This is a genomic window from Rhizosphaericola mali, from assembly GCF_004337365.2.
In the GTDB taxonomy this organism is placed as follows: Bacteria; Bacteroidota; Bacteroidia; order Chitinophagales; family Chitinophagaceae; genus Rhizosphaericola; species Rhizosphaericola mali.
In genome coordinates this window covers 1,485,783-1,504,802 of record NZ_CP044016.1, presented here as the reverse complement: position 1 = coordinate 1,504,802, position 19,020 = coordinate 1,485,783, and the positions used below count along the sequence as shown (strand labels likewise).

23 protein-coding genes and 1 pseudogene are annotated in these 19,020 nt (G+C 32.6%); 12 read left to right on the top strand and 12 right to left on the bottom strand.

The annotated features are described in order from the left end of the window. Positions 1-24 precede the first annotated feature (24 nt). Together E0W69_RS06510 and E0W69_RS06505 are read right to left on the bottom strand one after the other, a co-directional pair. Positions 25-957: an AraC family transcriptional regulator gene (locus E0W69_RS06510; protein ID WP_131329216.1), complete on the bottom strand. Its 933-nt coding sequence runs from the start codon at positions 955-957 to the stop codon at positions 25-27. A 188-nt stretch (positions 958-1,145) separates the two neighbouring features. Continuing rightward, positions 1,146-1,424, bottom strand: a complete 279-nt coding sequence (locus tag E0W69_RS06505) for a hypothetical protein (RefSeq protein ID WP_131329215.1) — start codon at positions 1,422-1,424, stop codon at positions 1,146-1,148. A gap of 141 nt (positions 1,425-1,565) precedes the next feature. On the opposite strand from E0W69_RS06505, the pseudogene E0W69_RS06500 reads away from it, so the two are divergent. After that, a pseudogene (locus E0W69_RS06500) lies at positions 1,566-2,446 on the top strand (IS982 family transposase). Positions 2,447-2,472: 26 nt separating this feature from the next. On the opposite strand, the gene E0W69_RS20570 reads toward E0W69_RS06500, so the two are convergent. Together E0W69_RS20570 and E0W69_RS20565 are read right to left on the bottom strand one after the other, a co-directional pair. Then, on the bottom strand, positions 2,473-2,760 hold the full coding sequence (locus tag E0W69_RS20570; protein WP_225321422.1) for an alpha/beta hydrolase-fold protein: 288 nt from the start codon (positions 2,758-2,760) through the stop codon (positions 2,473-2,475). Continuing rightward, complete coding sequence (locus E0W69_RS20565) at positions 2,757-2,918, bottom strand: hypothetical protein (protein ID WP_225321421.1); 162 nt, start codon at positions 2,916-2,918, stop codon at positions 2,757-2,759. Before E0W69_RS20565 ends, E0W69_RS20570 begins: the two co-directional genes overlap by 4 nt. Before the next feature lie 14 nt (positions 2,919-2,932). Between E0W69_RS20565 and E0W69_RS20810 the strand changes: the two genes are divergently transcribed. Further along, positions 2,933-3,208 (top strand): winged helix-turn-helix transcriptional regulator, encoded by a 276-nt coding sequence (locus E0W69_RS20810; protein ID WP_407690702.1) that lies wholly within the window; start codon positions 2,933-2,935, stop codon positions 3,206-3,208. Here the strand turns inward: E0W69_RS20810 and E0W69_RS20685 are convergent. Then, positions 3,103-3,456, bottom strand: a complete 354-nt coding sequence (locus E0W69_RS20685; protein WP_255478224.1) for a hypothetical protein — start codon at positions 3,454-3,456, stop codon at positions 3,103-3,105. The genes E0W69_RS20810 and E0W69_RS20685 overlap by 106 nt on opposite strands. Before the next feature lie 97 nt (positions 3,457-3,553). Here E0W69_RS20685 and E0W69_RS06485 point away from each other — a divergent pair, with 97 nt between their 5' ends. Then, positions 3,554-4,057 (top strand): glycoside hydrolase family 76 protein, encoded by a 504-nt coding sequence (locus tag E0W69_RS06485; protein WP_131329213.1) that lies wholly within the window; start codon positions 3,554-3,556, stop codon positions 4,055-4,057. A 112-nt stretch (positions 4,058-4,169) separates the two neighbouring features. Here the strand turns inward: E0W69_RS06485 and E0W69_RS06480 are convergent, their stop codons facing one another. The 3 genes from E0W69_RS06480 to E0W69_RS06470 all read right to left on the bottom strand — a co-directional run bounded on the left by E0W69_RS06480 (position 4,170) and on the right by E0W69_RS06470 (position 6,553). Continuing rightward, positions 4,170-4,694 (bottom strand): lipocalin family protein, encoded by a 525-nt coding sequence (locus E0W69_RS06480; protein WP_131329212.1) that lies wholly within the window; start codon positions 4,692-4,694, stop codon positions 4,170-4,172. Between the two features lie 69 nt (positions 4,695-4,763). Continuing rightward, a complete protein-coding gene (locus tag E0W69_RS06475) occupies positions 4,764-5,747 on the bottom strand; it encodes an aldo/keto reductase (RefSeq protein ID WP_131329211.1) in 984 nt (327 codons plus the stop codon). 392 nt (positions 5,748-6,139) lie between these two features. Further along, positions 6,140-6,553, bottom strand: a complete 414-nt coding sequence (locus E0W69_RS06470; protein ID WP_131329210.1) for an OsmC family protein — start codon at positions 6,551-6,553, stop codon at positions 6,140-6,142. A gap of 299 nt (positions 6,554-6,852) precedes the next feature. Here E0W69_RS06470 and E0W69_RS20560 point away from each other — a divergent pair, with 299 nt between their 5' ends. The 5 genes from E0W69_RS20560 (at position 6,853) to E0W69_RS20800 (ending at position 9,040) form a co-directional block, all read left to right on the top strand. Further along, positions 6,853-7,170: an NYN domain-containing protein gene (locus E0W69_RS20560; protein WP_255478223.1), complete on the top strand. Its 318-nt coding sequence runs from the start codon at positions 6,853-6,855 to the stop codon at positions 7,168-7,170. Next, positions 7,133-7,651 carry an NYN domain-containing protein gene (locus tag E0W69_RS20680; RefSeq protein WP_255478222.1) on the top strand — a complete coding sequence of 173 codons (519 nt, stop codon included), beginning with the start codon at positions 7,133-7,135 and terminating at the stop codon, positions 7,649-7,651. Before E0W69_RS20560 ends, E0W69_RS20680 begins: the two co-directional genes overlap by 38 nt. Positions 7,652-8,003: 352 nt before the next feature. Further along, entirely contained in the window at positions 8,004-8,294 is a 291-nt protein-coding gene (locus tag E0W69_RS06460; RefSeq protein ID WP_131329209.1) for a transposase, read from the top strand. Between the two features lie 129 nt (positions 8,295-8,423). Further along, entirely contained in the window at positions 8,424-8,585 is a 162-nt protein-coding gene (locus tag E0W69_RS20805) for an IS3 family transposase (RefSeq protein ID WP_407690701.1), read from the top strand. Between the two features lie 101 nt (positions 8,586-8,686). Further along, the gene (locus E0W69_RS20800) at positions 8,687-9,040 is read left to right on the top strand and encodes a transposase (RefSeq protein WP_407690706.1); all 354 of its coding nucleotides are present in this window, start codon (positions 8,687-8,689) and stop codon (positions 9,038-9,040) included. A gap of 115 nt (positions 9,041-9,155) precedes the next feature. Here the strand turns inward: E0W69_RS20800 and istB are convergent, their stop codons facing one another. Together istB and istA are read right to left on the bottom strand one after the other, a co-directional pair. Beyond that, positions 9,156-9,902 carry an IS21-like element helper ATPase IstB gene (gene istB / locus E0W69_RS06450; protein WP_131329207.1) on the bottom strand — a complete coding sequence of 249 codons (747 nt, stop codon included), beginning with the start codon at positions 9,900-9,902 and terminating at the stop codon, positions 9,156-9,158. A gap of 50 nt (positions 9,903-9,952) precedes the next feature. Next, positions 9,953-11,494, bottom strand: a complete 1,542-nt coding sequence (gene istA / locus E0W69_RS06445) for an IS21 family transposase (protein WP_225321483.1) — start codon at positions 11,492-11,494, stop codon at positions 9,953-9,955. A 397-nt stretch (positions 11,495-11,891) separates the two neighbouring features. On the opposite strand from istA, the gene E0W69_RS06440 reads away from it, so the two are divergent. Next, a complete protein-coding gene (locus tag E0W69_RS06440; protein ID WP_225321482.1) occupies positions 11,892-12,233 on the top strand; it encodes a PA2169 family four-helix-bundle protein in 342 nt (113 codons plus the stop codon). A gap of 199 nt (positions 12,234-12,432) precedes the next feature. Beyond that, positions 12,433-14,553 (top strand): catalase, encoded by a 2,121-nt coding sequence (locus E0W69_RS06435; protein ID WP_131329204.1) that lies wholly within the window; start codon positions 12,433-12,435, stop codon positions 14,551-14,553. Between the two features lie 519 nt (positions 14,554-15,072). Here the strand turns inward: E0W69_RS06435 and E0W69_RS20675 are convergent. Continuing rightward, positions 15,073-15,201: a hypothetical protein gene (locus E0W69_RS20675; protein ID WP_255478221.1), complete on the bottom strand. Its 129-nt coding sequence runs from the start codon at positions 15,199-15,201 to the stop codon at positions 15,073-15,075. Positions 15,202-15,271: 70 nt separating this feature from the next. Further along, on the bottom strand, positions 15,272-15,520 hold the full coding sequence (locus E0W69_RS06430) for a DUF6496 domain-containing protein (RefSeq protein ID WP_225321420.1): 249 nt from the start codon (positions 15,518-15,520) through the stop codon (positions 15,272-15,274). A gap of 96 nt (positions 15,521-15,616) precedes the next feature. Between E0W69_RS06430 and E0W69_RS06425 the strand changes: the two genes are divergently transcribed. Together E0W69_RS06425 and E0W69_RS20795 are read left to right on the top strand one after the other, a co-directional pair. Further along, on the top strand, positions 15,617-15,883 hold the full coding sequence (locus E0W69_RS06425; RefSeq protein ID WP_131329203.1) for a hypothetical protein: 267 nt from the start codon (positions 15,617-15,619) through the stop codon (positions 15,881-15,883). A gap of 2,780 nt (positions 15,884-18,663) precedes the next feature. Beyond that, positions 18,664-18,945, top strand: a complete 282-nt coding sequence (locus tag E0W69_RS20795) for a transposase (RefSeq protein ID WP_407690700.1) — start codon at positions 18,664-18,666, stop codon at positions 18,943-18,945. Positions 18,946-19,020 lie beyond the last annotated feature (75 nt).

The window sequence follows — 19,020 nt, the reverse complement described above, 5'->3', positions numbered from 1 at the left end:
GACTAGATTATGCTTTTTATTGACCTAAGTATTCTTTGATCTATAAACTAGAGGAGTTTCATTTGTCCCATCTTTGAAAAAACGATTAAATGAAGTTGGATCAGAAAAGTCTAATTGATATGCAATTTCGGCAACGGAATTATCTGTGTATTTAAGTAATGATTTAGCTTCTTGTAATATCATTTCTTTTATTGCCTTTGAAGCTGTTATGCCCATATTTTCTTTTACAATTCTATTTAAATGATTCGCTCCAACGCCAAGCATTTGGGCATATTCTTTAACCAGTCTTTTAGTTAAAAAATATTCATTTACCAACTTAATAAATCTATTGAATAACTTATAATTGTCATAAGAACAATACTCATTATCTTCTAATTTTTGGCGCTCATAACTTCTTTTGGCTTCAAGTAGCATTAAGTAGAGATACATTTTAATGGCTGTATCTCTACCCGTTTGATGTTGATCCAATTCAAGATTGATATTGTTTACTATAACAAGGATTTTTTCCAACTCTTCATTTGTTATTTGGAAAGCAGCGGTTCCGGAAATATAAAAAAATGGAAACTCGTCAACAATTTTAACGGATGGAATAATGTCAGATAAAAAGGTATCACTAAAAAAAAGGTAATATCCCGTAATGTCGTCGGATACATTATAAGTTGAAAAGACTTGATTTGGGAAGGTAAACGACAAGGTACCTGGTTGATGATTATATTTGTTTAAACCAATTCCCATATCAAGGGAACCGTTTACAGTTATCCCCATTCGATAAAAATTGGATTTTAGAGGGCCTTTTGTATGCACCATACCCTCTCCAGAATATATTTCAAATCCTTCCACAAGTCTAGTCTTATCGGGAATATTATTCCCAAATGAAGAACTTGTATATGTTAGCCGATGAACATGCCTAAAATTGGTAATGCTATATTGTGGAATCTTATTAAATTTCTCCTTCATTGCTTTTTTCTTGTAATAAAAAACATATCATTTCTTAACAGGAAATTATATAGTTGGTTCAAATATCATTTTTTTCTTAACGCAAGTTGTTCGTACATTCTTAATGAATATAAATTTAAATACTTGAAATAAAATATCATAACACAAATTTGCGTCTAGAAAAGACCGTAATGTTTATTTTTATTATTTCAAATTACTGTCAAATTTATTAATTGTCTTTTAAAGTATAAAAAATGTTGTTCTATTGAATTTTTCCAATAGTTTTCATCATGATTACCTGGTTGTGAAATAAAAGTTATAGGAATTTTTAAGCTTTCACATAGTGATTTTAAGTTGATAGAAAAGGGATAAACCATGTCTTCTGTTCCACAATCGATCAGAAATGGTTTCTCAACTTTGTTTCTTTCTAAAATTTCAATAATATAATTTTTTTGCCATTCATTAGGATCGCCAAATGTGATTTCCACATGATTTATCAATCTATTTGATTTCCATACATATTGACTTATTTCTTTGAACCCGTTGTGCATTTAGGGAAAATAAAGAAAAGATGGTTCATTTTTCAACAAAAGTTGTATATTTAATTGATTACCAGTATATTAAATACAATGAACCATCTTATTCAAAACTACGAAATAATTCTTAAAACCTTAGCGTCTTTTCCCATAAACTACCATCCTTATTTGCAAATTCGCCACCCTAAGCTATTGAATATGGAATGCATCTCATTAGCATTAACGGTAGAGTTTATGAGTATAGATTCTGAAAATCAATTGTTTAGGATGTTAAAAGGCTCAATTTTGGAGTTTAAAATTGATAGATCCGTATTCAATAGAAGAAGAAAGATGTTGTTTCTTTGACAGAACAAGTCCGCCAGCACATTGCGGGTGTATTCAATGACGGTGAACGTTTTTTTGTTGTAGACAGTATGCCCTTGGATATTTGCAAAATGTCGAGGGTTGGTCGTTCAACGATCTGCAAAGAAGAATTCGAAACTGCTCCATCCAAAGGTTTCTGTGCTTGACAGAATCTTTGGTTTTACGGATACAAGATCCATTCTATCATTTCTGCCGGCAGTGTAGTTCAGCATTTTGATATGACTTGTGGTGCTGTATATGATCTATATTTTTTGAAGGATGTACAAGCAGAAATGCAAGACTGTACCATTATTGGTGACAAAGGATACATTACCAATACTCAACAACTGGATCTGTTTAGACAGGTGAACATTCAGTTGGAAGTACCCATGAGAACCAACCAACACAACTATAGTACTCAGCCACATATCATCAGAAAAACTAGGAAAAGAATCGAAACTTTTTTCTCTCAACTATGTGGACAGTTTATGATTCAAAGAAATTTCGCTAAATCTTTTAATGGATTCAAAACTAGAATACTGAACAAAATAACCGCCACTACTATCATACAATTCTTAAACAAAAACGTTTTTAAACGGAACTTAAATAGCCTAAAAATAAATATTGCCTAAATGTACAACGAGTTTCTTTGAATATATTATAGTCTAGTTCTAACGCACCACTCGTTGATGCTGCTGTGTTGAAATAGTCTTGATATAAAAAATAGTCGCAATGCACCATAACCACCCGAACTTGAACCAGTTATAAAAATATTTTTATTGTTTATACTAAATAACTCATGAATTTTTGGAACGAGATCTTGAAAAAAGAAACTTTCCCATTGCATTTTTTTATTGCTAACACTATTTGTATAAAAAGAATCAAAGCCGTCTGGAGTAACAATAATCATTTCATATTGATCTGCTAATTTCTGTAAATCAGTCATTTGTGACCATTGTAAAAATCTTCGCTATAACCATTTAGCAAATAAACCAAGGGATATTTTATAGTTTTATCGTAATTATTGGGCTTGAATATTAAAATGGTATTAGGTCTTGATAAATATTCCGATTCCAAAATTAGTTTGTCTGTTGTTGTATTCATAATGATTATTTTTAATGCAAAATTCATTAATCGTTTTGTCGTATTCAATAACGAACAAAATTGTGAGGTTAAATAGGAAAACAATGCGCAAAGAGACTTCAACCAATGCAGTGAATGAACGGTTTTTATTTAAAATATGTAAACTTAATTCGTCTTTAGCCATAATTGGTGGGCGTTGGAGGGCTCAGATTATATTTTTAATTTCAACAGGATATGATAGATTCCATTTATTGGAAAAAGAATTACCTAATATCTCACGGCAAGACAAGCCGTTTTTAAATTGTGGTTGATCTTCGACTATTGCAAGTAAGCCACTCAATAACTTTAGGGCAGGACTGAGGACCTTTCCAATAACTCCTTTAAGTTCGTTTTCTACTATACTAGGGGAGGGAGTAGGCATTTGTTGTAGACTACCTAGTTTATTAAACTCTGGGAAGTCTGGATGTCCAAAATAATAATCCAAAATCGCTAATTGTTTATGAAAACGGCCTTCTTTATCTGCGATACCGTAGAAAATTCCGAAAATAATAGAATTCATATGTCGCATTAGATAATGACCTATAACCTAACCTTCTGGATTAAAATGCTGCAAACCAGAGGATAGTAATAAATGTGAAGTTCCTAAAGCAAAAGACATTTACAAATGGGTAAAAACAAAATTACAAGACCCTACGGATTATTTATATTGGGATAATATGAGCTATGGATTGGATGGCAATGGAAACAAAGTAATTAATATTGGTAAAACTAAATATACCTATAATTCAGGACAAGCAATTCAAGCGGTAGCTTTGCTGTATAATATCATAGGCGATAATACTCATTTAAAAGATGCTCAAGATATCGCATCTTCTATTTTTGGACAATGGGGTAGTTATTTCCAGTCATATACTCTAGGTTCTGGATTTAATACAATCGATCCAGATGGACATGTATGGTTTCGTGCAATATTGCTTAGAGGATTAATTGAACTTTATAAAATAGACAAAAATAGAAAGTATGTAGATGCCTATGAAAAGTTATTAAATAATGCTTGGTTATCCAATAGCAGAAATAAAGAAACAAACTTGTTAAACTATGATTTTAGAGGGGGAACTACCAAAACAATTGGGAAATACTACATGAAGGGGCTTGTGTAGAGATGTAAGCTAGATTAGCGAATCTGAGAGCCAATGGACTATAATAAAAATAGAGTGCTTTTTTAGCATGAAGAAAAGCACTCTTATTATTTTTAACTTGTAAAGCCATAAATTAGTTCCATACTAGTTTTGTAGTATCATATCCATTATCGCTTGCGTAGTTTAAATATTTCTGTTTGATATTAGACGGAACATTTTTTTCTCTAGATAAAATCCAAAGATATTTACTGTTTTTGCCAAATATTAGTGCATATTTATAATTTTCATCTAATTGAACAATGTTGTAGGCACTATAAAATGGACCGAAAAAAGAAACTTTTAAACCACCATTACTTTCTTTACTTGTAAATTTAGTTTTCCCTATTGCTTGTTCTCTTTTGTTTTTCTTTTGAGAATAACCAGAATCTTGGACTCTGATAGTACCATTTTTCTGCAATTGATATTCCGCGGTTACGTTGTAAAGCCCTTTTTCAAATTTGTTCTCAACGCGGGCTATTTCATACCATTTACCCATATATTTTTTAACGTCCAAATGTTCTATCACATCATTTCTAGATTTTACTTGAGCCGATGCTATAGCGATTGTTGTGCCCAAAGCAAGGGTTCCCAAGGCTATATATTTTTTTTTATTTTTCATTTTATTGATAGTTGTTTACAAATACAATACTCAATACTATTCCTATGCAACAAAGAGTTGTAATTAAATTTATGTAGGTGTTTGTGCATTTTGGTAAATCAAACCCTCTTCTTTCAATTCCTTCCAAATTTCTATTGGAACTATATAATTTAATGCTCTTATGTTATCGGTTACTTGTTTTGTAGAGCTCGCTCCAGGTATAATCGTAGAAAATTCGGAAGCGGCTAGGATAAAATGCATGGCGAGCGTAACAATATCAGTATTGTATTTTTGTGCTATAGTAGAAATTCGATCTCTTTTACTAACCATTCCTTTAGGTATAATAGATTTGTAGTTATATCTATTTTTCCCATTAATAAAACCAGAATTATACCCTGCACCAGAAACTAGCTGAACACCATTCTTTCTTACTTCTGGCAATAATCGATCCACAGCATCTTCATGCTCTAAAATAGAATATTGTGTTGCAGAAAGACAAATATCTGGATCTGCTAAATTCATGCAATCCAAAATAGGTTCAATTTTGTTTACTCCCATGCCCCACGCATTTATAATTCCTTGAGATCGATAGTCTGACAATACTTTAAATGCACCTTTTTCTGCTTGTTGTAAAAAATAATCATAGCGATCTCCGACTTGATCTTCTGAAAGGTCATGTACATATATGATGTCAATAAAGTCTAAGCCTGTTCTTTTCAAACTTTCTTCGATTGATCTTTTTGTCCCATCTTCACTATAATCATGTTTATAGTCAAAATTTAAGGGGTTTTTCCACATAGTAGGAGGTACTAGACTTTCTTCAACTGGCGAAAAAAGTCTTCCAATTTTTGTGGAAAATAAAAAATCTTCTCTTTTTTGGGTTTGTAAAAAATTACCAAATCGTCTTTCACTTTTCGTTAAACCGTACCATGGTGAAGTGTCATAATAGCGAATACCATTGTCCCAGGCTTCTTGTAATATATTATTTGCTTGTTCGTCTGTGATATCAGCAAATCCGGTTCCTATTGCTACGCCACCTAATCCAAGAGATGGTATTAATTTGAAATTACCCATTATTACATTGATTTGATTATTTGGTTTTATAACAAGTATAGTGCTAGAATGTTGTCTATTCAAATATTTGAAAGAAAATACAATTCAAAATATCATCTTAACTGGAAAGAGGAATTAAATATTAACAACAAACTAATTATTGAAAATGCAAGGAATAGAATTTTAGATGCAGCGTACTTTGCTACATTCAAGTATGACTTGAAAAAACGAATTAAATTCATTACGAACTGGGTGCTGAATAATCTATGCTTAATGCTTTTTCAGTTTGAGCTTTTGCGGCGGAAAAATAAATTGTAAAATCAATTTTTTAAATTAATGATGCTACTACTATTGAATTGAATATAAAAATTAAAAGTCCGCAAAAATTGCGGACTTTTTAAAAAAATAAAACCTTAAGATACTAATTTTGCATCTAGTGTAATTTCAAAATTGAATGATTTACTCACTGGACAATTTTCTTCCGCATGCTTTGCTAATTTTTGAAATTCATCTTCTGATATACTAGGAACTTTTGCTTCTAGGCTTAATTCCGATCTCACAATTACTCCATTTTCAAATATGATAGTTGATTGAGTTTTCAACTCTTCTGGAGTATGTCCTGCTTCTGTTAGATTAGCACTAAGTTGCATAGTGAAGCATCCAGAATGCGCCGCTGCTAATAATTCCTCGGGATTTGTTCCTTTTTCGTCTTCAAACCTAGTATGAAATGAATATGGAGTATTATTTAGAACTCCGCTATCCGTTGTTAGATTCCCTTTTCCGTCTTTGAGTGCCCCTTTCCATACTGCAAGTGCTTTACGTTTCATAATGATATTTTTTTATATAAATTTATAAACAGCTATTTAGCATTTTAGTTGAAACGAAATGATTAATTAACATTTTTACAAATAATACACGTCATTTTTTCCTAAACTCAATTAATGGAAATTAATCTAGTATTAAAAATTGTAGATATCAAAATGAGTCATCACAAAGTATCTAGCAGTATATTTAATTAATCTTAGGGAATTAATTAAATGGAATTTTGAAATGTTTAAACAACAAACTTTATATTCTCCAAATAAAAATAAGATCTCCATTAGTTACCTCTTATAAAAAAATAATTATGTCTAAAAATATTATGAGTGATAAGAAATTTAATATTGCAATTTTAATTGACGGCGATAATGCACAAGCGAAATTGTTAAAAGAAACAATTGAAGAAGTTTCAAAATATGGAAAAGCTACAATTAGAAGAATATACGGAGATTGGACATCGCCAACGATGAATTCATGGAAAAATTTAGTAAATCAACATTCCATTAGCCCAATTCAGAAATTTTCCTATACATCAGGAAAAAATTCGACAGATGGAGCATTGATAATAGATGCAATGGATATTTTACATGATAAGAGTGTGGAGGGATTTTTGTATTGTTTCTAGTGATAGCGATTATACTGGACTAGCAAAAAGAATTCGGGAAGAAGGTTTATTTGTAATGGGTATTGGCGAAAAAAAGACACCTGAATCTTTTGTTCAATCCTGCGATATTTTCACTTATACAGAAAATATAACACCCAAAATTATTGACTCAATTGAAATTGAGTCAATAATAGAAACTAAGTTGAGAAATGGAAATAATAAGGTCCAAAAAAATAGCAAAAAGCATCTTCCCAAAAAGAATAGTTTCCTTAGTGAGAAAGATAGTAAAACAATTTCAAGAGCATTTGATATATCTACAGATGAGAATGAAACTGCCTATATTTCAGCGGTGGGAGCAAATATTCGAAAGATTGATCCAAGTTTTGATACTAGAACTTATAATATACCAACCTTATCTAAATTATTCGAAAAATTAGATAAATTTGAAGTTATTAAAAATGAAGTAGGATCCTTGAATCATCCATTGGTCAAAAGAAAATAAAATACTCAATTGATTTTCATAGAAAGGATTAATTTTAGGATTTATTATGGAAATCTAACTTTAATATCGAACTATATATTTCTTTATAAAAGTACAAACGATTAGTAGACTTTAAATAGTCCGTAGAATTTATTCTGACTTAGTTATTACAGATTATCAAGGTTCTTTTAGTTTAATTGATTGTTTTTTATTCAGTCTTATAATTTAATATTCTAATGTAGGCTTATTAAAAACAGACTAAAGTTATAAAAATCAAAGGATAATCCTCGATTTCGGTCATAGAGTATAATACCCCTACAAAATTGGACCACTTGTTAAGTAAAACTTTTGTGTAACTTTCAACAAGTGGATTATGAAAAAAAGTAGAAGAAAATTCGACTCGTCGTTCAAAGCTAGAGTCGCCGTAGAAGCCTTAAAAGAGCGAGAGACGCTCAGTGAGTTAGCATTGAGATTTGATTTACATCCTACACAGATATCGCAGTGGAAGCAAGAATTTCTGGAGAATTCAGCAATTATTTTTGACGGCACGTCCGTTGAAAAAGAAAATGAAGTTGACGTATCCAAGCTCTATGATAAGATCGGGGAACTGGAAATGGAAAAAGATTTTCTAAAAAAAAGTTTGCGCAGATTGGGGATCTCCTAGATAAGCGATTATTGTTAACTACTGATAGTAAGATCAGTATACGCAAGCAATGTGAGCTACTATCAATCAATCGTACGATCCAGTTATTATCATCAACCACTCGGTGAAAATAAAACCAATATAGCAGCCATGCATTTAATGGACAAACATATTCAGAGCGAGCCTACGGCCGGTGTGATTACGATGAAATGTATGCTAGCAGACAACGGACTGATAATGAGCTACGAGCGAGTCAGACGTTTGATGCGCAAAGCCGCCATAATGCCTATTTACCCCCCCGAAGACATTTAACAGGGAAAGGCTATAACGAATATCAGTATCCTTACCTGTTGAGAAATCTGGAAGTCACTCATGTCAATCAGGTATGGGAAATCGATATCACCTATATACCTATGCAAAAGGGCTTTATGTATCTGACAGCCATCATCGATGTTTATAGCAGATACATTGTAGGCTGGGGACTATCCAATAGTTTGGATGCAACAGAAAGTTTGTCCGTGGTAAAAAAAGCGGTAAATACGTATGGTGCACCAGAAATTATCAATAGTGACCAGGGCGTACAGTTCTCCTGCAAACAATATGTCGGATATCTAAAGGGCGAAGGTATTCGTATTTCGATGGATGGTAAAGGAAGGTGTTTAGACAATATTTACATCGAACGTTTTTGGCGTACGCTCAAATATCAATACATTTACTTACATGTAAAAACCGATGAAATTGCCCCCCTAATACCAAAATTAAATTGACCCCCTAAAAAACGCTTTCAAAGAAGCGTATTTTAGTATCCAAATGTGGCCCAAAAATTATCCAAAGAACATGTTGTATTTGTAGTGCAAAGTTACTTAGTCTATATCAGCCCAATTAGGACTGTATTTTCTTTTTCTTTCTTAGGGATTCACCATATAGTTCGATACGTATCGCTTGGTGTACGATTCTATCCAAAATTGCATCTGCTACCGTTTTCTCGCCAATGATATCGTGCCATTTTGCCACGGGTAATTGAGAGGTAATCATTGTAGATCTTTTACCATGTCGATCCTCAATGATATCCAACAGCAGATTCCTTGCTGCCGCGTCTAGCGGTTGTACACCAAAATCATCCAAAATGAAAAGCTGTGCCTTTTCTATTCTGGCAAGTTCTTTTAAATGAGACCCTTCGGCTTTGGCAACTTTTAGCTGTGCCATTAATTTGGAAGTAGTGGCGTAATAGACTTTGTATCCCAGTATACAAGCTTGATATCCAATGGCGGAAGCAAGAAAGCTTTTTCCTGTACCGGTACTACCGGTAATAAACACATCGCTTGCCTGATCGATAAAGCTACCCTCCAAGAGTCTTTGTACGAGATTACGGTCTAAGCCACGATCTCCTTGATAGTCCAACTGCTCTGGTTGGGCATGGTAACGGAAGCCTGCATTACGTATGGATCGTTGTTGAGCCCGGTATCTGCGATCCTCCCATTCTGATTGTATGAGAAAATGAATCAACTCATCTTGCGTATAACTGGGACCACTGGAGCCATCCTGTTCGATATAGGTTTTAAAAGCACTGACCATACCACTGAGATGCATGCTGCTCATTTTGTCTAAGCATTCTTTGTTTGTGTTCATAATTGTTGTTTTATTTTTATTATGGATGATGGATTTTATTTTTTAAACGGTTATTGGTAATACTTTCCACCGCGTATATTGTCATGTTCTGGCATAGAGATACCCGTCTGACTTTGAGGTGTATCTTCGTCCATAAAGTCCGCCTTGGATTTCAATATTTTTTCTATAATGCCATAGTTGTAGATACCAAATTCATGGGCTCTTTTGCAAGCATTGACGAGCCTGGAAGCACCTACTTTTCTACCGATATTCAAGATCCCTTGGCAAGCACGTAGGTTCTTGTCAGGGTATTCTGGCCGCGCCAATACTTTTTCCAGATACCGCTTCAGGTCCTCTGAGATCGCCTCTGCTTGCTGTAAAAAAGCTTTAGGATCCCACATGGACGCAGCCCCCGATTGCCAGCTGGCTAAGTGGGCAGGATCTTGTACGTATTTTTCTTTTTGGTAACTACGTGCGTGCCTGCAGATAAGCTCACTTCCTATAAAGAGTTCCACGCGGGTACTACTATATAGGATCTTTATTTTTTTACCAATGTATTTATACGGAACGCTGTAATAATGATAGTCCAGTGCCACGTATCCATTTTTACCTACGGTGGTGATACGGCTATCCAAAGGGTCGTATCGGTAGGCGTTTAAGGGCAGTAAAGTATCTTTTTCCAACGTCTCAAATTGCTCCCTGCGACTAGGTAATCCAGAGCTCATCGGATGGTTGTTATGTCTTTCCAAATGAAGAGCAATGGCCTCATTGAGGTTGTCCAAGGTGTGATATACACTTTTGTCTATTTGGGTAAATATGGAAGTGTAAATCAGTTTTACAGCCCCTTCCACCAAAGCTTTGTCTTTGGGACGGTAGACTCTGGTGGGGAATACATGCGTTCCGTAATGAGCCGCAAATGCGGCAAAGCTTTCATTGACCTTGGACTCATAACGTCCCGGTTTACTAACGGCAGATTTCAGATTGTCAGGGACGATCGCTTCAGGTACTCCACCAAAATAATGGAGTGCCGACTCACAGGCATCTATAAAATCTTCTTTTTTCTGACTAGCCACCGCTTGTACATAGGTCAATTGACTACATCCCAATATTGCCACAAATACTTCTACGGCTGTAATGGCTCCTGTATTAGGGTCTGTGATATAGAGTTTTTTACCCGTAAAATCGATATACATCTTATCGCCTGCCTTATGTACCACCCGAAGAGATGGACGGATCTTGCCCATGTATAAATTGAGATAATCCATAAAGCGAGAAGATTTATAGCCATCTGGATAAAGTTGTTTGTACTGCTCATACAACATCCATTTGGTTACGCCTCTGTTTTTGCGTAGTTGACGGACATAGTCTGCCAATAAGGGCTCGAGCGCCTTACTGCGCTGGCTGGGACTCCACTGTGGTCGCTGAGCTACACCCAATAGCGACAGCAACTGATCATCGCTCATCGCTGATAATTGGGTACCATCATAACCACTACCACGTAGTAATGCTAGGTACTTCTTAACCGTATTGCGCGATATTCCTACGCTGGCACTGATATATTTACTTCCCCTGCCTTCAAGTGATAGCCGTATCAATTGTCTAATCTTGTACATTTCTATTGTTCTGTTTGCCATCGAAAATCACCATTTGATGTAGTGGTAACTTCCGAGTTTTTACGCTACAATACAACATAGACTCCTAGATTTTTTAGGGGGTCAGTATTCTTTGGAAATAGGGGGTCAATTTAATTTTGGCGAATGGGGGTCAGTTTGAATTGGCGGAACGGGGTCACTTTCATCGCCTATTCAACAAAATGTACATTGATAAATGATATGAATAAATTATATACAGAATCGGGATATATCAACTAAAAATTATTTTTTTATTTTTAATAACCATACCTCATGAAATTTAAAATATTGATAATTGCATTTCTATTTATTTTTTATGGCAATCATCTACAAGCACAAGAAGAGAAAGATGAAATGTCAAATAATTATTTAGATTTTGGTGAAAGAAATTTTTCAAAAGTATTCTGGTCAGAGTAGGAAATTTTCTCAAGAACTGACTCAAATAGTAGCTGAACACGGAGAAAAAGCTGAAACGGGTACTAGCGTAGGCGGTTCATTACATCGTGCTTGGATAGATGTGAAAGGTTTATTTGGTGGAACTGATAGAAAATCAATATTAGAAGAAGCTGAGCGAGGAGAAGATGTAATTAAAAAGGCATATAAAGATGCTATTGAAAGCGGCTATTTATCTGGAAAAGCATTAGACGTTGTTAATAGTCAACAATCGGAAATAGTTGCAGAACACAATACGATAAGAGATTTGAGAGATGTTGCAAAGTAATTTAACAGGTAGGTTTTATAAAGACCTACCTGTTTTAATTGGTTTTTATTTCATAGTGTTATTATTTAATTAAATATTTGGTTATTTATTTAAGAGAGTTTTAAAACTTTTTTGATTTCCTAAACTTATTTAATATTCTCTAAAAGTGAACTTATTGTGTCATAGGGTTGTAAAATAGTACAAATAAATGATTGATAATATGAAAAAGCCAGTAAAAACTCCAAAGCTGGATTTATTACAAAAAAGTGTAATAGACAATACTGATAAGTTATTGACTACTAATGATGGAGTTCCTATTTATGACAATAATAATACTTTAAAAGCAGGAGAAAGAGGTGCATCTTTGCAACAAGATCATATTTATTTTGATAAGCTGATGCACTTTGATCGCGAAAGAATTCCAGAGCGTGTCGTGCATGCAAGAGGCAGTGGTGCGCATGGTGTATTTGAAATGAAGGAAGACATTTCTAAATATACTTGTGCAAAATTTCTCCAAAAAGGCGCAAAAACTTCAGTTTTTACGAGATTTTCTACTGTTGCTGGATTTAAAGGCTCAACTGACTTAGCAAGAGACGTAAGGGGCTTCTCAGTAAAATTTTACACGGAAGATGGTAATTATGATTTGGTGGGAAATAATATCCCAGTTTTCTTCATACAGGATGCTATGAATTTTCCGGACCTTATCCATTCTGTCAAGCCTGAGCCCAATAATGAATTTCCACAGGCGGCGTCTGCACATGATACATTTTGGGATTTTATATCCTTGATGCCAGAATCAGCACACATGATCATGTGGGTAATGTCGGATAGGGCTATTCCAAGATCATTACGTATGATGGAAGGGTTTGGTGTACATACCTTTAAACTTGTTAATGAATCTGGAAAAGGGACTTTTGTTAAGTTTCACTGGAAACCTAAATTAGGCGTACATAGTGTAGCTTGGAATGAGGCGCAAAAGATTTCTGGCTTTAATTCAGATTTTCATAGACAAGATTTGTGGGATGCTATTGAGAATGGAGATTTTCCTCAATGGGATTTGGGTTTACAATTAATTTCAGAAGAAGATGAACACAAATATTCATTTGATATTTTGGATGCAACTAAACTAATACCAGAAGAATTAGTACCAGTTCAGATTGTTGGAACTATGACACTAAATAAAAATCCCGAAAACTTCTTTGCGGAAACTGAACAAGTTGCATTTGATCCAGGAAGACTCGTGCCTGGTATTGATGTGACGGATGATCCATTGTTACAGGGAAGAGTCTTTTCTTATATGGACACGCAAAATTACCGATTAGGAGGGGCTAATTTTCATGAGTTGCCAATAAACCGTTCTATAAACCAAAAGCACAATAATCAAAAAGATGGTAATTCTAGAATAGATATTTTGAAGGGAAATGTTAGTTATTTTCCAAATAGTCAAGCCGACGGATGTCCGTATCATGCGATGCTAAAAGGAGAGGTCGGATTTACATCTCACAAACAAAAAGTTGATGGTGAAAAAGTACGCCAAAGATCTTTATCATTTGCGGATCATTTTACGCAGGCAAGATTGTTTTTCAATTCTCAAACTGAACCAGAAAAGCAGCATATAATCGATGCTTTAAGTTTTGAATTAAGCAAAGTAAATGATCCAAAAATACGAAATCGAGAAGTTGCTATTCTTCATCAAATCGACAAAGTTTTAGCGCAAAAAGTCGGCGAAAATCTTAATATTGAACCGAGTAATACACTTGATCCATTAACTATAAAATTTGCACAACAGATTTTTCCTGGATATCCATTTAAAACAGCTAAACCGGAAAAAGAAACTTCACAAGCCTTAAGTATGGTAAAATCAAACAAAAATGATAGTATAAAGACTCGAAAAATAGCCTTCTTAGTTGCTGATGGTGTGGATAAGCATAGCGTTACAAATTTAACAAAATTATTAGAATCCGAAGGTGCTGAAGCAATTTTGATTAGTACAAAAGTGGGAGAATTAAAATTTAGTGATGGAACTAAAACCAATATTCAACATACCTATTTAACAGACACTTCTGTTCTTTATGACGCGGTGTATACACCATCTGGCAAATCGGTAAAAATACTTTTGGATCATCCAGATTATTACGAGTTTGTCAATGAGGCTTATCGTCATTGTAAAGTTTTAGCTTTTGCTAAGGAATCAGAATCCTTATTGGAAAAGAGTCTGATAAAAGAAGATAAAGGTGTGGTATCTGAAAGCAAAAATAAAAGTTGGGAGCATACCTTTATTGATCTTATTAAGTTGCATAGAGTCTGGGATAGAGAAATTTTACGTAAAATTCCCTCATAAAAAGTTTGATAAAGTTTCAGTGATACTTTGTAGTTTAATAATTTAAGTACTTAATTGCGAATTTGATTGTAATAATCTTGAAAACTTACATTATTTATTTTAACTAATTTGTTGTTAATAAATAATGTAGTTTTTTTAAATATTTTTTAAACGATAATCCTGCTTCTATCGGAGATTCCAACAAAAGAACAACCCGGTTATTATGCATTTAAACCAGATTTAATTGTTAGTTCTATTGATAATGTAGAAATTCCATTAAAATGGTGGAATGATTATAATTAGAATTTTTCATTAAGCTATTAGATTATAATAAAAACCCCTTTATATAGAAATATAAAGGAGTAATTCTTTTGGCATAAGCAAGTTTTAGCATTTACTAAGTTAATACTATTTTTGCTTACTAGTATTAAGTTTACTTTTTGATAATTATTACCAAATTCATATAATAATTCGGTCGTTTATTTTGCATATTATAGTACATATATATTTGTATCTTTCAGACTCACTTCTAAGCCATCTTCACTTTCTCCAAAGAACATATTCATCAGGATTATCCCTTATGCGTTCTTTTATATTAGGCGCAATGTCTGCGCCATTGGTCTGTAAAAAATATTCTAATGCTTCTTTATACAAATTGTACTCTATCATATCATGTTTTTTACTTGTTCGTATGTCTTATTCATCGTCTTTCTTTTTTGTTATAAATTGATAAAGGATATTAGCTTTTCGTTTTGGAGTTTTTAGAAGGTTTTGTTAGTTTATCTGCTTGAGAAATTCCTATAGCTATTGCTTGCTTTGGACTTTTAACTATTTTTTTAGATTTCCCTATTTTTAATTTTCCTTCATGCATTTTGTGTAGTGCTTCTTCCACTTTTTCAGCACTCTTATCAGTGTATTTTGTTATGACTTTAGATTTTGTTAGCCATTTCTTTACATAAAGGACAACCTGGATAAATTTTAAACTCATTACAAATACCATTTAATGTAGCGGCATTGAAACTTTGGATTAATGGTATAGCAGATCCAGAGATGATAGATAAAACTTGGATGTTATTAACAATGGATGCCGATAGGTTCTTTTGGTATTATCGATGTTAGTGGGATGAACACGATAATTAATACATCTAAATTACAAGCTAAACAGTATCCAGATGATTCTTTTTTCCAAAAACTTATTGATAGGCTTCAAACGGAGTTTGTTGATAAAGGTAAACTACGTACTAGTAGTTGTGCAGGATTTTATAGTTATCCTAATCCAAAGTATAAAAATCTTGAGTTTTTAAAATCTAAGAATGACAAAATTATATCTATAAATTTACATATTATATAATTAAAAGAAAATGATCAAAATTCCATTTTTTGATTTCTGGCGCTGGTTGGGAGATCTTTAATCATCAGGGTAATAATGACTACCATTTTTTTTGGACAGATTAGAGACGAAAAGGAAATTGCTCTTCCAAATTTCGAAATAGAAACATTACATCACGTACATGGTGACGATGTCGCACAGGTGTTTTTTAAGGCAATTACCCATCCAAAGGCTGCATTGGACGAATCGTTTCATGAGACGGGTTCAGTGTCGATAACCTTATATGGTTTTGCACAGGCCTTATACAGATACTTTGGTCATGAGAAAATATCAAATTCATGCCTTGAGAAGCATGGTGTGTTCATATAAATGATAAAAAGTATAGTGACCATATCAACTACAACATTTTACGTAGTGGGCATTTCAGTATTGAAAAAGCCCAAAAGCTACTTAATTATTCGCCTCGGCATGGTTTACTTGAAACTGTGTATGAAAGTTTTGATTTAATGGTGAATGACGAATGGTTTGATAATAAATAATAAGATTATTTTTAAATAATTAATGAGGATAAATTATTTATATAGTAGTTGTATAAATAATATATCTGTATAGGATATTAAAATTTTATTATGATATAATTTTGTAATAATGAAGTACTGAATAATATAGATAATATCGAAATTATCTATATTATATTGGAAAAATATTTTATCTTCATTTGGAAAATTTGATTGATTTGAATATTTTGACGTTTTAAGTTCTGAATTTTTATTCGGAACTTTTTTATTTTTTAAATAAACTAAATAAATCTTAAAGTAGTCACTTTTTGTCGCAAGTCTTGATCAGTAAATTTCGGATAACTAAACCTTGTAATTTCCTTTTAAAGTATTCAATAGCAAATATTCTTCAATTGAATATAATAACAATATTTATATTTTAATATTATAAAAAAATAGAATGTAGCTTTTACTTACTTAAAAGCCATATCAAAGCTATGTTGATTATATCGATAGAATTTCACACAATAATTATATAAAGGCAACTACACTCGAAGACTTACGACACAATATGATTATATGGAGATTATGAGAACTAAAGGTCAAAGGTATTGAATACATAAAAAAATATTTCAATGTTTAAAATATTTTGCAGCCAGATTAAAAATGCCCGAATGTAGAAACATACAGGCAAGATTTTTAAATTAGGGAGTAAACTAACTACGTAAAAACAGCCCAAAAGTAAAAACAATCGGACTTAGATATTTTTTTAATTTTTGCTTTGTGAATATAGATTAATTATTTTACTAACATGTATTCGATGAAATTATTAACAATTATTAACAACTGTCAATAAAAATGGTCTGAATGTAGAAACAATCAGACCAACACTTAATGATTTAGAAGGTGCGCAAATATATAAATATTTATAATTATTTTTATTAAGCATAATTACGGTATTGTATATTTTAGCACTAGGTCTTGAAAATTCAGGAGCTTTTTTATTTCCATCATTTTAAATGAAAATATTCCATAATAAAAAATCTAAATGTAGAAACACTTGCATTTATCCATTCTGTATTAGGCTTGAGTCTTAGTGTAAATACACTATGACGTAAATTTTATATTTTCTTTCATGTAACTTACAATTATTATCTATTAAAAAATAATTTAATACTTTCATGACAAATTTCAAGGGTTTAGGGTTGAGTCGCTGTGTGTTTACTTAGCGACTATTATAGAAAGTAGTTTACATAACAAGTCTTCTACATAAAAATGCAAAGGGCAATAAATCGTATTCACTATTAATTAGTTCATTGAAGATATACATTTATTGTGTCTTTCAAAACTGCTTCAATATTTTGCATACCAACTATAGCGTTCTTAAATGTTGTGATTTGAACATTCTCAACACCCCTCAACAACAATGTATTGATTCTCTTTTCCAAAATCTTTAATGTTATTGTTGCATCAATTCTAAACTCTACTTTAAGAAGTTTTAATTATTCAAAAAATGACTTTAAAAGCTCCCGCTCATCCATTGAGAAGCAAAATAGCGAGATGTATGTTTTAGATGGTTCTACTTGTCCTATTTTCCTAATTACCAGTGCTTTTACAAGTGAAGTTGTTACTTGACAACTCCCTCAGGATAAGTTGTCTATCGTATGGATATAATTATTTTTTTAAGTCAGAGAAAATTCTAATTTAATTATGAAACTATTTATTTAGTAGTAGGCTTAAATTAGGTTAAGAAAAAAAGTTATACTTTTATTTGTATTGTAAAGAACGAAAGTTCCATTTTGAGGATGATGGATTAAAGATTAAAAAGATAGTGGATTCGAAGATTTCCTTTTCAAGGTTACCGATAATCTAAACGGTTTTGGACATGCTAATATTTTCTTTTTACAAAATCACAAACGTATATCTGTGTTATTCCTCAGATTAGAAATGTATGCATGTAGGTTTTTCGAAAGGATAATAAATACTTTTCTTTCAAACTGAAATATATCTTCACAGCACCACATTTTTAAGCAAATATTCTAGAAATATATTCATAATTCATTATTTTAATTTACCGAAGAGATAAATTAAAAACTCATGATAAATTTTTATATTTTAATATGGGCTATTACAATAGCTCTTTATTTAGTTTTGAATTACTAACATTATATAAATTATATAATTCATTATAAACCTTTTTTTGAATATCTTTTTCCCACTGTACATGTGTTAATGTTGTAAGCTCCCCCTTATTTAGTACGGTTAAGAATTGAACAAAAAATGTTTAATTTCAAATTGTATAATATGAGGAAGCAACAATTTACGGCAACACAGATTGCCCAGGTATTAAAAGAGTATTCCAACGGAAAAAGTGTGGAAGAACTTAACCGGGAATATGGTGTAAGCAAAGTGACCATTTATAACTGGCGCAAGAAATATGGAGGAATGGACGCTAGTGAAATGAAACGCATCAAGGAACGGGAGGAGGAAAATCAAAGTTTAAAGCACATGTATGCCTTATCTGGCAATGGAGTTGGACGTAGCCAAATACATCATCGAAAAAAAGCTCTAAAGCCTTGCCACTAGAGAGCCCTGATAGAGTAATTTCGTAAAGAATATTCTAGGGTAGTGAGCAAGGCATGTAAGTTGTTACATATAAGC

Bases quoted from the DNA above. Each gene is read 5' to 3' on its own strand.
- E0W69_RS06510 (WP_131329216.1), bottom strand. From the start codon at position 957: ATGAAGGAGAAATTTAATAAGATTCCACAATATAGCATTACCAATTTT.
- E0W69_RS20570 (WP_225321422.1), bottom strand. From the start codon at position 2,760: ATGACTGATTTACAGAAATTAGCAGATCAATATGAAATGATTATTGTT.
- E0W69_RS20565 (WP_225321421.1), bottom strand. From the start codon at position 2,918: ATGAATACAACAACAGACAAACTAATTTTGGAATCGGAATATTTATCA.
- E0W69_RS20810 (WP_407690702.1), top strand. From the start codon at position 2,933: ATGCAAAATTCATTAATCGTTTTGTCGTATTCAATAACGAACAAAATT.
- E0W69_RS20685 (WP_255478224.1), bottom strand. From the start codon at position 3,456: ATGAATTCTATTATTTTCGGAATTTTCTACGGTATCGCAGATAAAGAA.
- E0W69_RS06480 (WP_131329212.1), bottom strand. From the start codon at position 4,694: ATGAAAAATAAAAAAAAATATATAGCCTTGGGAACCCTTGCTTTGGGC.
- E0W69_RS06475 (WP_131329211.1), bottom strand. From the start codon at position 5,747: ATGGGTAATTTCAAATTAATACCATCTCTTGGATTAGGTGGCGTAGCA.
- E0W69_RS06470 (WP_131329210.1), bottom strand. From the start codon at position 6,553: ATGAAACGTAAAGCACTTGCAGTATGGAAAGGGGCACTCAAAGACGGA.
- E0W69_RS20560 (WP_255478223.1), top strand. From the start codon at position 6,853: ATGTCTAAAAATATTATGAGTGATAAGAAATTTAATATTGCAATTTTA.
- E0W69_RS20680 (WP_255478222.1), top strand. From the start codon at position 7,133: ATGATAAGAGTGTGGAGGGATTTTTGTATTGTTTCTAGTGATAGCGAT.
- E0W69_RS06460 (WP_131329209.1), top strand. From the start codon at position 8,004: ATGAAAAAAAGTAGAAGAAAATTCGACTCGTCGTTCAAAGCTAGAGTC.
- E0W69_RS20805 (WP_407690701.1), top strand. From the start codon at position 8,424: ATGCATTTAATGGACAAACATATTCAGAGCGAGCCTACGGCCGGTGTG.
- E0W69_RS20800 (WP_407690706.1), top strand. From the start codon at position 8,687: ATGCAAAAGGGCTTTATGTATCTGACAGCCATCATCGATGTTTATAGC.
- istB (WP_131329207.1), bottom strand. From the start codon at position 9,902: ATGAACACAAACAAAGAATGCTTAGACAAAATGAGCAGCATGCATCTC.
- istA (WP_225321483.1), bottom strand. From the start codon at position 11,494: ATGTACAAGATTAGACAATTGATACGGCTATCACTTGAAGGCAGGGGA.
- E0W69_RS06435 (WP_131329204.1), top strand. From the start codon at position 12,433: ATGAAAAAGCCAGTAAAAACTCCAAAGCTGGATTTATTACAAAAAAGT.
- E0W69_RS20675 (WP_255478221.1), bottom strand. From the start codon at position 15,201: ATGATAGAGTACAATTTGTATAAAGAAGCATTAGAATATTTTTTACAG.
- E0W69_RS06430 (WP_225321420.1), bottom strand. From the start codon at position 15,520: ATGAGTTTAAAATTTATCCAGGTTGTCCTTTATGTAAAGAAATGGCTA.
- E0W69_RS06425 (WP_131329203.1), top strand. From the start codon at position 15,617: ATGCCGATAGGTTCTTTTGGTATTATCGATGTTAGTGGGATGAACACG.
- E0W69_RS20795 (WP_407690700.1), top strand. From the start codon at position 18,664: ATGAGGAAGCAACAATTTACGGCAACACAGATTGCCCAGGTATTAAAA.